We start from the raw sequence: 15196 nt of genomic DNA, 5'->3' as shown, positions 1-15196 counted from the left end.
CGTTATATTTTTGAATATCTAAATATCGCTTTTCTCAAGAAATTTATTCCCGCATCTAAGCCAAGCCCTATTAACAAAATAATGATTTGAAGTGCTATAATTCTTCCGGTGTTCATGAATTTATCAGAGTTTTTTATTAAAAAACCTAATCCTCCTGAAGCTACTACAATAGATTCTACGGTAACCAGCATCATCCAAGTGATGGCAAGATTTTGTCTGATCACGTCTATAACATAATCTAATCTTCCCAGAATAATAACCTGCCAAAGTACTTCCCAACGGTTGCATTTTAGCATTTTTGCATGATCAAATTCCTCTTGTGGAATATCCTTAATTACGGCAATTAAAGAGGTGGTGAGAAATGTGGTCAGGAAAATTACCAAAATCCAAACCTGCATGGTTCGCGCTTCGTGAATAACCATCGTAATATAAAACGAAAGTCCCGTAAAAGGCAAAAACCTAAATTTGGTGATAAACTCAGCGATAGATTTTAATGCTGGAATAGGCCATGTGTAAGCAAATAATAAAGAGATTATCGTTGCTAAAAAAATCGAAATAAAACACAATTGCAGCGAATTGAAAATATGAACCACCAACCCTTCCTTGTACAATTCTGTAAAACCTTTGAGAACCTGACCCGGAGAAGGAAATAAATGTTTTTCGCCAGCTGTGGTGGCAAACCAAATAACAATCAAAAGTACCAGCCAACTTATTAAGATGATTGTTTTCTGGAATTTTGAAATTTTTTCAAAGGGAGTAAAATATTTTATCATATTTATATAGAAGAAGGCTACCCAAAAGATAGCCTTCAATATTTAAATTATTATTTTAAGAATGTAATAACCACTCGTCTGTTTAACGCTTTTCCAGAAGCAGAATTGTTGTCTGCAATTGGATCGCTTTGGCCTTTTCCATCTACCATTTGAAAACGGTTGGCTGGAATTCCTTTTTGTTTCAAGTAATTTACAACGGCTTCGGCTCTGCTTTTTGATAACGCTAAATTCGAATCTGGATTTCCAACATTATCGGTATGCCCTACCACAGTCAATTTTGTGTTTTCTGCCTGAACCAAAAGATTGTAAATTTTTTCTACCTCTTTACTAGACGAATTAGAAATTTCTGCACTTCCAGTGTTGAAATTAATTTTCCATTCTCCAGAAGCCACAACCTCTGTAGCTTGATTACTGTAATCTGCTTTATCTGCAGAAGTCGATTCGATGTCGTTGATGTTTTTTAAGAAAAATAAATTCACTGCCTGATCGTAAGGAACTACGGCACCTACATTTTCATTAAATCCAAACGGATTCAACTCTGTTAAATATCCCGATACTTGATTATAAACCGATTTGTATCTGTTTACACCATCTGATAATCCAAAATATTGCATTGCATCTGCATAGTTGAATACTTTTGAACCACCCATGTTATAAGTTAAACCGCCTTTTGTACCTTGTTGTCCTTTAAACATTTTATACCAGTAATCCGGAGTTTCCATTTTGTAAGTATCCGAAATTGCCTGCGAAGCTCTCACTTTCCAATCTTCATAATTTTTCATTTGGTTAGAAGCCGTCAATGCCGATTTTAAGATATTCGAAACAATTTCTGGGTTTTTTACAGCCCATTCTTTTACACCAATAAGTGCTGTTGGCATCTGGTTATTGAATTCTTTTGTAGAAACAATATCTACAAAACCAGTCAATTTATCAAAAACTGTTTTATCACCAGGTGTCCATGTAGCGCAACCATCAATTTTTCTATTTACAGATTTCCCTGTCAATTTTCCGTTTACCACTTCTTTCAAAGTAACGGTCCATCCTGTGGTTTGCGATTTTATCAATTCTTCTGCCGATTTGATATAATCATCATTTTCAGATGGATAAATATTTACTGCATCCGCATCATAAGTTGCCGGATCTGGGTTTACTTTCAATCCGTTTGCAAAACAATAGTTTACCGTTGTAACCCAGTCACCATCTCCAAGAACTGCAGAAATTACAGCACCTTTCATTGATTTTGGATCTGATTTCCAGTTGGGTGGTCCGATTAATTTATCTTCACCATAACTCATCCCAACAACACCCATAACTTGCAAATGGTATTTGTCTTTTCCGTATTTTTCGTCTAATGATTTCTGAACAGAACTAATATAAAATGGCGCACCATCTCCCATGATCATAACCGCAAAAGCACTTTTGTCTGAGGTAGGAAAAGCTTCTCCTTTGTCAAACTCTTCGATAAACTTCATTTGCATATTACGCAATTCCGAAAGCCAGTCTTGACGAATAATCTCAAGATTAACTCCGTTTTTTTCCATCAAAGAACCTTTGGTTGTTTTTGGACCACCATTAGAAACGATAATCCCAGATTGAGCATTCCAGGCATAACCAGCAATTCTTACCAAAGGTTTACCTGAAACTTCAGAAGATAGTTCTGTAGTTGGCAACGCAATTTTTTCAGCATTGGTTACATTATTAACATCTGTCTGGTTTAGTTCGATACCGTTTAATTGTTTAGAAACAGCCGTTTTAATCCCTGGAGACAAATAATACACACCTCCTAAAATTGCACCAATTCCAGCAATAACGATAATTAATTCAGAAAACGTTGTTAACTTTTCTGTTCTTAAAATTTTTCCCATTTTATGTATAAAATTAAATTTATTGTATTAAAAAATATCTCCAAAACCACCACCAGACAATTTATCTTCTTTGGTCATTTTATAATTTGGACTTGTATATTTTGTTGAGTCGGGAATGGTATTGTCCCCCGTTTTTATTTCATCTGCCAAAGAATCTAATCTTGAATACAGCTCATCATTATCTACAGAATATTTAGAAGTCAAGGCATCAATATCAATCAAATTTTCAGATGTTTTGGCAATATCCTGTGCGATCGTAGACGTTACCACTTCCAGAGCGTATTCTAATTCCCAATCCTTAGTAAACAACATAGCGCTTTTGGCACTTTCGGTAGCTTCCTTAGCATTTTTGGCAAACTCATATTCCTTCTGAAGCATCTTAACTGTTACATCAAAATCAGCGATCTTGATATCGATAGCGGTTCCTGCCAAAGTTAACTTTCTGTCCATCTTACCCAAAACATTGGCACGAACACCATATTTTTGGATGAAACTTTTACTTTGTTCGTATTGAGTAGAAACACGTTGAGAATCACTTAATTTTTTTGCTAATTCACTTTGTAAAGCTACATACTCATCGGTATCTTTTGCAGCGATACCATTAATCTTAACCATTTCATCCATGGCCGATTTAAGTTTTTCAGACTGACGTTGCAAACTCAGAACATCTTCCTGAAATGATTTGGCCTCTTTTTCAGATTTATTGGCTTCAATCTCCATTTCGTTTTTAAGACCTTTCAGCTTGGCTTTAGTATTTTTAAAAACTTCACGGTTTTTGATCATTTTTTGTTTTTGCTCTTCCAACTCATTAAAAGGATTGCTCTGAATTAATGCTTTATGAAGGTTTTTTGTAGTAAAACGAAGTGCCTTCATAATTACCGGAGCCATCATAACCAGAAAAACCAAAAATACACCCGTTGCAGATAAAGCGATTGCCTGACCCAGCATCGTAAATAATGGCGGAATAATATAGGTCCAGATCAAATAACCTCCAACACCTAATAAACCTAAAGCTAAAGCTAAAAATAATGATTTTTCTCCTTTTTTAAGCACGCCTGATTTTAAAGCAATTTCTCCTTTAGACTCATCAAAATGTTTTAGAATTGGAAGTGCTAAAAGTGTACTCTTTTCTTGTTCGTATTTATCCATTATTACAAATATTGATTAATTCCTGTGATTACAGTATTGATTGATGTTAAGATTCTTTCTTTTGCTAAATTGTTCGCATCCATTTTTAATTGAATTTCAGAAAGCTGCTCCATATTAATAGGATCAATTTTTTGAAGCTCTACCTTTTTAGCTTCTAATTCTTTCTGAAGCTCTAAAATTCTGGCTTCCAGTTCTGCAATACTTTTAGATAAATTATATTTTTCTTTGGTAATATTATTGTCTAATTCTGTCTTTTTGCTTTTACCTATAGTATCATATTTGGCATACACTTTTTCAATTTCAGCAATGTAAAAACTTCCCTTTTGTAAAAGAAACTCCTTTGTCAAATCAGGTTTTATCGTTTTTCCCATTGTAAACGCCATCTGATAACTTTGCGGATTTGTAGGTCCAACAGCCATTACAGATTTATACATTTCAAAAAAATCAAAACCTGCTTCATTCAATGATTCGAAGCCTTTATCATACACTTCAAAAATCTCATTCAAAAAAGGATTTGTCAAGGAATTTGTCGGAAACGATTCTGTATGCGCCGGAAATTTGTTGCTAGGAGCCGTCGCGGCTGGACTGGACGACTGAACTGTAGTTGATTCTTGCGACTTAACGGCTTCTTCATTAATAAAGAGGCTCTTCCAATTAAAACTTTCTTTTGTCATTGTATCTGGTTAGTGAATTTTTTTTAATAACTTTTTGGTTGTTAAATGTTATACGTAGGAAGTGTTAAAAAGTTACCAATTTTGAAAAGATAAATATATCCTTTTTACACTTAAAATGATAACTATTTAATTATCAGGTTAATTTACTTTCATCGAGCGTTTTTATAAAATGAAATCCTCTTGGTACATAACCTTGATTATAATAAAACCTATGTGCTCCAAAATTTCCTGTAAAGGCATCCAAAACAATACTGCTGCAACCAATTTCTAATGCTTTCTGTTCTATATAATCGGTCAATATCTTTCCGATGCCTTTCGAACGATATTCCGGATGAACCACAAAATTATCTATTTCGAGATATTTCCCTGTCCATAATTTAGTCGCTGACCAACATCCTGTGATGCCCAAACAAATATTATTTTCAAAAACTCCAATCTGAGTATAATTATGAGGAATCATATCTAAAAGAAAGGCACGATATTTTTCTTTTGAAATGTTTGGATATAGAAATTTTATGGTCTCCATTTGAGCCATCATTTCTTCAATTGTGGTTAATTCTGTAATTGTCATTTTTATTTAAATATAGTAGAAACAAAAATAATCAAAAAAACAGTTTTTTAGCCAAATTATCGAATATGTAGGTTATTTCGTTGATTTTTAGCAAAAATACATGAAAAATAGAATTTATTCTACATAAAAATCACCAAAAGCAGGTATTGTGGGAACCATGTTAATTGCGCAATTTTGACATATGATATTTGACAGTTTAAAACACAAGAAAACAATCATAAAATTATAAGCTACGAAAAGTAGTTATATAAAAAAAATTGGGAATAATACAGCTGATATGTAACCCATAAAAAAACAGAGCATAAGGGATAGTGATAGCTTAAAGATGACCCTTCAAAAAATAAAAAGCATTGGGAATAATACAGCTGATATGTAACCCGTAAAAAAACAGAGCAAAAGGGATAATTATAGCTAGAATATAACCCTTCAAAAAAATATAAAAGCACGGGAATGATATAGCTGATATGTAACCCACAAAAAAACAAAGCAATAGGGATAATTATAGCTACAATACAACCCTTTAAAAAAATGTAAAAGCAGTGGGAATAATATAGCTGATGTGTAACCCGTAAAAAAACAAAGCAACAGGGATAGTTATAGCTACAATACAACCCTTTAAAAAAATATAAAAGCATCTGGGAATGATACAGCTGATATGTAACCCGAAAAAAAACAAAGCAATGGGAATAATAAAGCTAGTTTGTACCCATAAAAAACAAAGCAGATACGGAAAAACACATGCCGTCTAAAAAAATGTATAAAATGGTGCAAATTCTCGGGAATGGCATTCTCGAGAATACCCATTTTAAAATTTAGAAAACCATTTGAATTAGTTTTAAAATAACCTTGTAGAAATTCTTAATACAAATATAAATGTTATTTAGGTTTTAAAAACCGTTCAATCATGAACGGTTTTTTTTTAAATGTATAATTCGTATGTTTATTTTTAAAATATTATGGATTTTAAAATAATTTAAACAGACAAACAAAGTCATTCTTTTGTAAAATCTGCCAAAAATAAATTCTTTGAGAATAAAAAAAAAGTATTAAAGTCAAGTTGTATGATGCAAAAAAAGCTTTTACCCATTCTTTTTCTAACTTATTTTTTTATGATTTGACTTTACAGCTTTACCAGATTTTAATAGAGCCAAGACTTTTTTTAGAAGATTTATAACTCTCTATTGCTGACTAATTTTAACAAAAAAAAGAGCCTACAAAATTGTAGGCTCTTTTTGATTTTTATCTAAAAAACTTTTATCCGTTCAAGGCTTCAGCTCCACCAACGATCTCAAGGATTTCGTTAGTAATAGCAGCCTGACGTGCTTTATTATACGTTAATTTTAATTGGTTTCTTAATTCAGTAGCGTTGTCAGTTGCTTTGTGCATAGCTGTCATACGCGCTCCATGTTCTGAAGCAAATGAATCACGAATACCTTTATACAATTGTGTTTTTAATGATTTAGGAATCAAAGTCAATACAATTTCTTCTTTAGAAGGCTCAAAAATATAATCTGATGCTGCAACTGCAACTTCAGTTTTAATTGGAGCCAAAGGTAAAAACTGCTCAACCTGAACAATTTGAGTAGCAGCATTTTTAAATTGATTGTAAATCAATTCTATTCTATCGTACTCTCCAGACAAGAATTTTTCAGTTAAACTATCTGCAATTACCGCCACATTATCAAAAGTTAATTGATCAAAAATTGCATTATGATGACCATGAACTGTATGTGTTTTGGCTAGAACATCATTTCCTTTTTTCCCAATAGGAAAAATATCAACTTGCTTCCCTGCATAAAACTGACTACGGTTTTTAGCTTCTTTAATAATATTGGTATTAAATGCACCACATAAACCTCTATTTGAAGTTATAGCAACAAGTAACACTTTTTTTACTTCACGTTGTGTTGTATAATCTCCTCCTACTTCACCATCAAGTGTAGCAGAAAGATTTTGTAACAATTCCGTTAATTTCTCGGCATAAGGGCGCATCGCAGTGATTGCATCTTGTGCTTTCTTAAGCTTTGCAGCAGAAACCATTTTCATTGCCGATGTGATCTGCATCGTAGATGAAACGGAAGTAATTCTATTACGGATTTCCTTTAAATTTGCCATTCTATTATAGTTGTTGGTTGTTAGTTATTGGTTGATAGTTTCTGAATATTTCAACGACTATCAACCAACAACAATCAACTAAAATTAATTATATTTTGCTGAAATTTCTTTTGCTGCTTTTTCGATAACATCAGTAATATTGTCATCTAACTTACCAGCTTTCAATGCATTAAGAGTGTCTTTATGCTTGCTGTTTAAGTAGGCCAAGAAATCAGCTTCAAATTCTTTTACTTTATTTACAGGAACGTTTCTTAATAAGTTTTTAGAACCAGCGTAAATAATAGCTACTTGATTTTCTACTGTGTAAGGATCATTCAAACCTTGTTTTAAGATTTCAACGTTTCTTTTTCCTTTTTCAATTACATTTAAAGTAACTGAATCCAAATCAGAACCAAATTTAGCAAAAGCTTCCAATTCACGGAATTGGGCCTGATCTAATTTTAAAGTTCCTGAAACTTTTTTCATTGATTTAATCTGAGCATTACCTCCAACACGAGATACAGAAATACCTACGTTGATCGCAGGACGAACTCCAGAGTTGAACAAATCTCCATCAAGGAAAATCTGACCATCTGTAATCGAGATTACGTTTGTTGGGATATAAGCAGAAACGTCACCCGCCTGAGTTTCGATAATTGGTAAGGCAGTCAAAGAACCACCACCTTTTACGATAGACTTGATAGAATCTGGTAAATCATTCATGTTTTTAGCAATTCCGTCATCTGCAATTACTTTACAAGCACGCTCTAATAAACGAGAGTGTAAGTAAAAAACGTCTCCAGGATATGCCTCACGTCCCGGTGGTCTTCTTAATAAAAGAGAAACCTCACGGTAAGCAACAGCTTGTTTAGACAAATCATCATACACAATAAGTGCAGGACGACCAGAATCTCTAAAATATTCTCCAATTGCAGCACCTGCAAAAGGAGCGTAAACTTGCATTGGAGCCGGATCAGAAGCATTAGCTGCAACAATAACGGTATACGCCATTGCTCCTTTTTCTTCTAACATTTTTGCAATTCCTGCTACAGTTGACGCTTTTTGCCCAATGGCAACATATATACAAAATACAGGTTTTCCTGCATCGTAAAATTCTTTTTGGTTCAAGATTGTATCGATACAAACAGTTGATTTACCTGTTTGACGGTCACCAATTACAAGCTCACGTTGTCCACGTCCAACTGGGATCATAGCATCTACAGCTTTTACTCCTGTTTGTAATGGCTCAGTAACTGGCTGACGGAAGATAACTCCAGGAGCTTTTCTTTCTAATGGCATTTCGTATAAGTCTCCACCAATTGGCCCTTTTCCATCAATTGGAAAACCAAGAGTATTTACTACACGTCCTACCATTTGCTCACCTACTTTAAGAGAAGCGATACGTTGCGTTCTTTTTGCTGTTGATCCTTCTTTGATACCTGTTGATGGCCCTAAAAGTACCACACCAACATTGTCTTCTTCAAGGTTCAATACAATAGCTTCAAGTCCGTTGTCAAATTCAACTAACTCACCGTATTGCACATTAGATAGCCCGTAAATACGAGCAATACCATCTCCAACTTGAAGTACTGTTCCTACTTCTTCTAGCGTAGCACCAGATTCAAAACCTTCTACTTGCTTTCTTAATATTGCTGAAATTTCAGCAGGTTTGATTTCCGCCATCTTACTTTATAATTTAGACACTTTTATGTGTAATAAAACTAATTACTTAACTCTCTTTTTAATACCTGTAATCTGTTTGCAACTGAAGCATTGTATTGCTGATCACCTATTCTTAAAATAAATCCTCCAATTATAGAAGGGTCTACTATATTTTCTATTGTTATTTTTTTATCTGATAAGGTAGCTACTTTTGCCAAAACTTTGGCTTCTAAAGCTGCATCCATAGGAATAGCTGTTGTAACTTTAGCTACTTCAACACCATTACTTTCATCAAATAATTTTTTGTATTCTAAAGCAATTGCTTCAAGAATTTCAAATCTTTTGTTTTCGAATAATAAATGAAATAAACCTTTGGTTACGCCATTTACATCTGCGAAAACTTCTAAAAGAGCACTTTCTTTAACTTCAACTTTTGTCGTTGGGTTCTGAATAAAGGTACTCAATTCTAAATTGCTTTCAATCGTTGAAGCAATCGCTTTCATATCGTTGTTTACAGCTTCGGCAACACCTTTAGAGTTTGCTAAGTCTAGAATTGCTTTTGCATAACGAATTGCTGCTCTTGTACTTGCCATAATATTAGTTTAACTTTACGTCACCCAACATTTTCTCTACCAATTTGGTTTGAGATTCTTTGTTAGATAATTCTTCTTTCAACAATTTTTCAGCGATACTCAATGATAAAGTCGAAACTTGTAATTTCAACTCAGCCATTGCAGCATTTTTTTCATTTTCGATAGCTACTTTAGCTTGCTCAATCATTTTCAGACCTTGCTCTTGTGCTTCGTTTTTAGAATCAGCTATCATTTTCTCTTTCATTTCACGAGCTTCTTTTAGCATCGCATCACGTTCAGCACGAGCTTCATTCAAAATTCTTTGATTGTCAGCTTGTAAATTTTGCATTTCTTTTTTTGCATTCTCAGCAGAAAGCAATGCATCTTTTATACCTTCTTCTCTCGCGGTAATAGACTCCATAATAGGTTTCCAAGCAAATTTTACTAAAAGCAAAATTAAAACCAACAAGATAATTGCTTGCCAAAAGAATAAACCGAATGAAAAATCGTTAATTAACTTATCCATTTTATAACTATATTATATATTTAATTTCTTTTTTTAAAAGGTAACAACACCTTTAACCAACCGTTAAAGATGTTGTTAATTTTTTCTTTATTAGTTTTTTCCTAAGATCAAAGCAGCAAATGCTAAACCTTCTAATAAAGCCGCGATAATAATCATCGCAGTTTGAATTTTACCAGCAGCTTCTGGCTGACGAGCAATCGCGTCCATAGCAGATCCACCGATTTTACCTAAACCTAAACCTGCACCGATTACTACTAAACCTGCACCTACTAAAGTTGGAATTGTTCCCATAAGTATTTATATATATAAAATTAAACTTCTAAATTAAATAATTGCTGTTTCGTCTTCGTGGTGATGCGCATGATCATGTTCCTGAACTGCCATACCAATGAATAATGACGACAACATTGTAAAAATAAACGCCTGTAAAAATGCTACTAAAATTTCGATAACAGAAATAAACAATGTTAATCCCATAGAAATTGGTAAATCTGCTGCCAAATTTTTACCTACGAAAATCATTCCGATCAAACTCATAATTACAACGTGACCCGCTGTAATATTGGCATACAAACGAATCAATAATGCAAATGGTTTTGTGAACATTCCTAACACCTCAATTGGAGCTAAGATAATTTTCATTGGAACTGGAACTCCAGGCATCCAAAAAATGTGTCCCCAATATTCTTTGTTCGCACTAAACTGAGTAATAATAAAAGTAAATGCTGCCAAACAAATAGTAATTGCGATATTTCCGGTAACATTAATTCCAAGTGGCGTCATACCTAAAAGGTTTAACAACCAAACAAAGAAAAATACGGTCAATAGGTAACCCATATATTTTCTGTATTTTTTCTCACCAATATTCGGAACAGCGATTTCGTCTCTGATAAAAATAATTAGTGGCTCTAATACTCTTCCAAATCCAGTTGGGATTGGTCCTTTTTTATATGATTTTGCTAAGCCAGTAAACATTAAGAATAATAATACTGAAACGAATAGCATAGAAACTACGTTTTTTGTGATAGAAAAATCTAATGGTTTTTCATTTTCTGGATGTCCGTGCTCATTCAATTTGATTGATCCTGCGGCATCTGTTTTATAAATTTTACCATGAACTAATTTGTAGAAACTTCCATCAACTTCTGCAACTTCTTCACCGTGGTGAAATTTTGAAGATAAGAAAACTTTCAAACCTCCGTCAATAAGAATTACAGGTAATGGAAAACCATAATGCTTGTTTTCCTTTTCATCTGAAAAGAAAACAAAATCATGAGAATCTTGTAAGTGATGATCTATAAAAGCATCCACTTTTGCTTTTGGATCAAGAGCTACATGCTCTCCTTCCATAGGAGCGTTATGTGAAATTACTTTCTCTTCGTGAACTGCTTCAGTTTTTACATGCGTTGAGTCATTCTCTGAATTTGCAAAACTCATTACAGGAAGACAAGCTACGAAAGCTGCAAGAATAAAATGGAGTGGTTTGTTTGAAATCACCATAGCTGTTGAAAATCTTATTTTTTTACGTTTCTAAAATTTGGTGCAAAGGTACATTTTTTATTAATATTCAAAAGGATATGAAAAATTATTTTTGAACCTTCTTTTACAGAATTGCTAATTTAACGCTTTTCATTTAATAATCGGACAGTTAAAAGCGTTTCAAATAACAAAAACAAAATAAATATTGCAAAAAAGTTAATTTTTTCAATAGTCACCTCTTCCGATTTGTTTTCTAAAACTGGTCTCAAAATTAAATAACCCAATAACATTTGTGCAAAAGTTCCAAATAAAAATGACATTCCGACAATCTCGAAATTCTTCTTTTTTACTACTAATACTATAATGTATAATAATGCCGTTGTTCCGAAAAAAATCAAATACAGCAATTCGATACTGTAAAAGAAATTTTTAGTGTTGATGTGTAATCCAAAAAAAACAGCTCTATGCAAAATATAAGCTGTTGCTGCCAAAAAGAATAATTGTAAAAATGGTCTGTAATTTTTAAAAAACATTTTAGTAATTTTTCTTGCAAAGATGCAACATTTATTGACAGCTATTTAAAGATAAATTACTTTGTTTTATTGATTTCGTTTACCTGACGAATCACATTGTATAAAGCGAGTCCAACACCCACCATTACTAGAATAGCGCTGTAGTTGATTTTGCTGCTTGGGTGATTCTCATCTAACCAATTGCCTAAATATCCAAACAAAAAAATAATGACCCCCATCTGAACGGGAATATTAATAAGGGCAATCCACTTATTCCTTTGGTTTTTGTTCGGCTCCTTTTGCATCTTTTGGTTTTTCGTGATTTAATTCTGCTACGATCATAGTACACGTAGCGGTAAAATCGGCGCCTGGTTCTATCGATAATTTTCCAACCAAAACTTCGCCGTGTATTTTTGCAGTTGCTTTTATATTAAGTACTTCTATAACCTTTATTTTACCATGAAACTCTCCTTCTATATCTGCATTGTTGCAAATAATTTCGCCTTTAATCGATCCTGTCTGACCAATCACTAATTTTCCCTGTGATGTAAAATTACCTATCAACTCGCCATCTAATCTAAAATCGGCCTTAGAAACTATGTCTCCGATAAGAGTAGTTCCTTCGACAATTCTATTGGTTTTTCCTAAAAGCTCGGATCCTGTTTTTTTGGTTTTTTCAAACATATTTATGGTATTTTGGGTGCTAAATAAACTGCTAAGTTTTTCTTAATTTGTACTATTTTATAATTTTCATCAGAAATTATAATAAAAGGATGCGAAATTTTATATGCTTTTTCATCTCGCAAAACTCCCGCTACATCATTGGCATAAGCCTCCGATTTTATACCGTGAATAACCACAAAACTTTCGGTTTTATTGTACTTGTCATAAGAAGTCGTTAGCCTTTGGAAATTTTCTAATGATAAAAATTTCTTTATAGCATCGTCAATTTGTTTTCTGGCTTGTATGTCATTAAAAGGAATAGTATATAAGATTTTCCAGTTTTGAGTATCAACGGTTACAAAATCAAGTTTTTCTAAACCCGGAATTTGCTTTTCGATTATTTCTCGTGCCTTTTTACCTTCTTCACTGTTCGGATAATTATCGGCAACATTTTCGAGTGCTTTTTTGTAAGCATCCAAACCGTATACTTTTCCAAGCGTACTGGCTTTCAATAATTCATATTTAGAAACAATATCTTCACCGGCATACAGATTGATCAAGTTATCAATATTTTCAAGTACGACATCAAATTGTTCTTCCTCGTACAACTTATACCACTTTTGATACTCCTGATCGGGAGATAAATAAGTATTATTGCCGGAACCATTATTGTTGATAATTTGTGCATATCTTGAATTTGGATATTTGGCTACGATCTCTGCTTTTACAATTTCTGCTTTTTTAGGATCGGTAATTTGATATATTTTGTACAAATTATACATCGAAGGCAAAATCAGTTTCTCTTCTGGATTGTTGCGTAATAACTGCTCCAGCTTATTGCTTGCCAAATTGTATTCTTTGAATTTTTCTTTGTAAATAAGACCTAATTGGTAATACGCAAAATTACGTTCTTGTCCAATACTATCAATTGCAACCTGTGTTGTTGGAAGCTGCTTTTCGTAAAACTCTGTTGTATATTTTTCTTCAACAACAGCAATTTGTAAAGCGGCAATCGAATCGTTTTTGCTATTTATCGAATCATTTACTTCTTTGCCTGCTATTGCTTTTGTGCCCGACAATCGCCAGTTTCCTCCTAAAGTCCTATTGCCCCAAAGTTTTTTAAATTGTAATTTTCCGTAAGCAACCGTGGTAGGATTGTAAAAATAAAATGTGCTTCCCGTATCGGTTCCTGATGGCGGAACTATAGACTCCGGTTCTCCCGAAGTACCTAATGACTGCGGATTGACAGCCGCATTACCCGGAATTTGAGACTGGCTGTTGCGCTCGATATTCGCCAGTTTTTCCTTTTCTTTTTCTTCTAAAAGACGCTTTGCTTCGTCTTTCTTTTTAAGTTCTACGATGTAATTTTCAAAATATATTTTTCGATCGGCTGCAGGAAGGCCATAAACCCTAATAATACTGTCATTGCGTTTTGCTATTCCTTCGTATTTGATAACGTCGTCCAGATTTTTTCGGTTTTTTTCGATAAACGCAAACTCTCTCGATTTTGGATCTAATTTTACCAAGGTACTGTCATAATATTTGGCCGCCATTGTATAATCTGTATCTTTAAAATACATATTACCAATATTTCGGTAGGTCGATGCTACCAAATAAGAGTCCGTCGATTTTCTTTTTAAAGATTTGTTATAAGACGCCAATGCCGATTCTCGGTCTTTCTTTTTATCAAAGTAGACACCCATTTCGTAAAAAAGCACATCATAATACGGACGATTTTCTCTGTCCTTAACCAATTTATTATATGTTTTAAGAAAAAGTGTATCATTACCTTTTTCGTAATCAAACATCTGCGCTTTTTTGGCATACGCATGCATCATGTATTTTCTGTCGGCTTTTCTGTTCAAATCAATAACGCCATCATAAAAATAAGTGGCGCTGTCTTTTTGTCCAACCTCTTGATACATCTGCCCCAGGATAAAACGATACCTTGCCCTTTCTTCATTGTTGCGGGTAAATTCTTCAGCAATTCTAAGTTTGGCAACAGCACTGTCTCTTTTCTCCAGATTTAAAAAAGCCTCTGCCAACAAAGCATTGGCATCGGCAAAAGTTTGTTTATTTAAATCTGTTTTTTTTAGCAATCGATTGATGTTTTTTATCACAATCGCATCATTGCCCAAGCGCATATTTGTTTTCTCACGCCAAATTTTGGCTGTATAAATATTGCTGCTATTTGGATATTTATACAAAATATAATTGAATGCTTCTAATGCCGGAATAAAACGTTGGTCATAATATCTGGCTTTTCCCAACATCAGATAAGCTTCGTCTATTTGCGAATTTTTCTCTCTTCCTCCAATATTCATCGAGTGTTTCTGAATGGCTTTTGTCGCTTTGGTTTCCGCAAGTTCAAAATCAGCATTTTTAGCTTTTCCTTCTTCCGAAGCATTTTCATTGACTTGCATTTTTTCTATAGGCAACATTTTCCAGAAATTATCCTGATTATTGCCTTCAATAGATTTTAACCCTTTCTCTAAGCCAACTCCTCCGTTGTACAAAATATTGTATTTTGTACTTAATGCATGCGAATTTCTGGAAACAAAAGTGTTTTTCTTGGTAGAACATGCTATCAAAAAGAATAAAACAACGAACGGAAAACTATATTTAAGAGTACTCTTTTTCAATTGAAATAGATTTA

The 15196-nt window shown here is 33.5% G+C and carries 15 protein-coding genes; all 15 read right to left on the bottom strand.

Features of this window, described 5'->3' with window-relative positions; translation table 11 throughout:
* Positions 1-2: 2 nt before the first annotated feature.
* The 15 genes from LNP22_RS05415 to porW all read right to left on the bottom strand — a co-directional run bounded on the left by LNP22_RS05415 (position 3) and on the right by porW (position 15182).
* Positions 3-773, bottom strand: coding sequence for an ABC transporter permease (locus tag LNP22_RS05415; protein WP_229975671.1), 771 nt, complete (start codon positions 771-773; stop codon positions 3-5).
* Between the two features lie 50 nt (positions 774-823).
* Positions 824-2638, bottom strand: a complete 1815-nt coding sequence (locus LNP22_RS05410; RefSeq protein WP_229975670.1) for a phosphate ABC transporter substrate-binding/OmpA family protein — start codon at positions 2636-2638, stop codon at positions 824-826.
* A gap of 27 nt (positions 2639-2665) precedes the next feature.
* Complete coding sequence (locus LNP22_RS05405; RefSeq protein ID WP_229975669.1) at positions 2666-3787, bottom strand: hypothetical protein; 1122 nt, start codon at positions 3785-3787, stop codon at positions 2666-2668.
* 2 nt (positions 3788-3789) lie between these two features.
* The gene (locus tag LNP22_RS05400; protein WP_210665337.1) at positions 3790-4461 is read right to left on the bottom strand and encodes a hypothetical protein; all 672 of its coding nucleotides are present in this window, start codon (positions 4459-4461) and stop codon (positions 3790-3792) included.
* A gap of 133 nt (positions 4462-4594) precedes the next feature.
* Entirely contained in the window at positions 4595-5032 is a 438-nt protein-coding gene (locus LNP22_RS05395; protein ID WP_429670530.1) for a GNAT family N-acetyltransferase, read from the bottom strand.
* Between the two features lie 1254 nt (positions 5033-6286).
* Positions 6287-7147, bottom strand: a complete 861-nt coding sequence (atpG, locus tag LNP22_RS05390) for an ATP synthase F1 subunit gamma (protein WP_229975668.1) — start codon at positions 7145-7147, stop codon at positions 6287-6289.
* Between the two features lie 84 nt (positions 7148-7231).
* Complete coding sequence (gene atpA / locus LNP22_RS05385; protein WP_053472983.1) at positions 7232-8809, bottom strand: F0F1 ATP synthase subunit alpha; 1578 nt, start codon at positions 8807-8809, stop codon at positions 7232-7234.
* Positions 8810-8847: 38 nt separating this feature from the next.
* A complete protein-coding gene (gene atpH / locus LNP22_RS05380) occupies positions 8848-9381 on the bottom strand; it encodes an ATP synthase F1 subunit delta (protein ID WP_229975667.1) in 534 nt (177 codons plus the stop codon).
* Between the two features lie 4 nt (positions 9382-9385).
* Positions 9386-9886: a F0F1 ATP synthase subunit B gene (locus tag LNP22_RS05375; RefSeq protein ID WP_210665334.1), complete on the bottom strand. Its 501-nt coding sequence runs from the start codon at positions 9884-9886 to the stop codon at positions 9386-9388.
* Positions 9887-9976: 90 nt separating this feature from the next.
* Positions 9977-10177, bottom strand: a complete 201-nt coding sequence (gene atpE, locus LNP22_RS05370; protein ID WP_026727281.1) for an ATP synthase F0 subunit C — start codon at positions 10175-10177, stop codon at positions 9977-9979.
* A 33-nt stretch (positions 10178-10210) separates the two neighbouring features.
* Positions 10211-11386, bottom strand: a complete 1176-nt coding sequence (gene atpB, locus LNP22_RS05365; protein WP_229975666.1) for a F0F1 ATP synthase subunit A — start codon at positions 11384-11386, stop codon at positions 10211-10213.
* Between the two features lie 119 nt (positions 11387-11505).
* Positions 11506-11898, bottom strand: a complete 393-nt coding sequence (locus LNP22_RS05360; protein ID WP_210665332.1) for a hypothetical protein — start codon at positions 11896-11898, stop codon at positions 11506-11508.
* Between the two features lie 56 nt (positions 11899-11954).
* Positions 11955-12182 (bottom strand): AtpZ/AtpI family protein, encoded by a 228-nt coding sequence (locus LNP22_RS05355; RefSeq protein ID WP_229975665.1) that lies wholly within the window; start codon positions 12180-12182, stop codon positions 11955-11957.
* Positions 12148-12561 carry a bactofilin family protein gene (locus LNP22_RS05350; protein WP_210665330.1) on the bottom strand — a complete coding sequence of 138 codons (414 nt, stop codon included), beginning with the start codon at positions 12559-12561 and terminating at the stop codon, positions 12148-12150. Before LNP22_RS05350 ends, LNP22_RS05355 begins: the two co-directional genes overlap by 35 nt.
* 2 nt (positions 12562-12563) lie before the next feature.
* Positions 12564-15182 carry a type IX secretion system periplasmic lipoprotein PorW/SprE gene (gene porW, locus LNP22_RS05345; protein ID WP_229975664.1) on the bottom strand — a complete coding sequence of 873 codons (2619 nt, stop codon included), beginning with the start codon at positions 15180-15182 and terminating at the stop codon, positions 12564-12566.
* Between the last annotated feature and the right edge of the window lie 14 nt (positions 15183-15196).

It is taken from the genome of Flavobacterium flavipigmentatum (genome assembly GCF_020911905.1).
Taxonomy (GTDB): Bacteria; Bacteroidota; Bacteroidia; order Flavobacteriales; family Flavobacteriaceae; genus Flavobacterium; species Flavobacterium flavipigmentatum.
This window is presented reverse-complemented; position numbering and strand designations above follow the sequence as displayed.

What these genes read in the sequence shown, in the direction of transcription:
- LNP22_RS05415 (WP_229975671.1), bottom strand. Translation starts at nt 773, where the DNA reads ATGATAAAATATTTTACTCCCTTTGAAAAAATTTCAAAATTCCAGAAA.
- LNP22_RS05410 (WP_229975670.1), bottom strand. Translation starts at nt 2,638, where the DNA reads ATGGGAAAAATTTTAAGAACAGAAAAGTTAACAACGTTTTCTGAATTA.
- LNP22_RS05405 (WP_229975669.1), bottom strand. Translation starts at nt 3,787, where the DNA reads ATGGATAAATACGAACAAGAAAAGAGTACACTTTTAGCACTTCCAATT.
- LNP22_RS05400 (WP_210665337.1), bottom strand. Translation starts at nt 4,461, where the DNA reads ATGACAAAAGAAAGTTTTAATTGGAAGAGCCTCTTTATTAATGAAGAA.
- LNP22_RS05395 (WP_429670530.1), bottom strand. Translation starts at nt 5,032, where the DNA reads ATGACAATTACAGAATTAACCACAATTGAAGAAATGATGGCTCAAATG.
- atpG (WP_229975668.1), bottom strand. Translation starts at nt 7,147, where the DNA reads ATGGCAAATTTAAAGGAAATCCGTAATAGAATTACTTCCGTTTCATCT.
- atpA (WP_053472983.1), bottom strand. Translation starts at nt 8,809, where the DNA reads ATGGCGGAAATCAAACCTGCTGAAATTTCAGCAATATTAAGAAAGCAA.
- atpH (WP_229975667.1), bottom strand. Translation starts at nt 9,381, where the DNA reads ATGGCAAGTACAAGAGCAGCAATTCGTTATGCAAAAGCAATTCTAGAC.
- LNP22_RS05375 (WP_210665334.1), bottom strand. Translation starts at nt 9,886, where the DNA reads ATGGATAAGTTAATTAACGATTTTTCATTCGGTTTATTCTTTTGGCAA.
- atpE (WP_026727281.1), bottom strand. Translation starts at nt 10,177, where the DNA reads ATGGGAACAATTCCAACTTTAGTAGGTGCAGGTTTAGTAGTAATCGGT.
- atpB (WP_229975666.1), bottom strand. Translation starts at nt 11,386, where the DNA reads ATGGTGATTTCAAACAAACCACTCCATTTTATTCTTGCAGCTTTCGTA.
- LNP22_RS05360 (WP_210665332.1), bottom strand. Translation starts at nt 11,898, where the DNA reads ATGTTTTTTAAAAATTACAGACCATTTTTACAATTATTCTTTTTGGCA.
- LNP22_RS05355 (WP_229975665.1), bottom strand. Translation starts at nt 12,182, where the DNA reads ATGCAAAAGGAGCCGAACAAAAACCAAAGGAATAAGTGGATTGCCCTT.
- LNP22_RS05350 (WP_210665330.1), bottom strand. Translation starts at nt 12,561, where the DNA reads ATGTTTGAAAAAACCAAAAAAACAGGATCCGAGCTTTTAGGAAAAACC.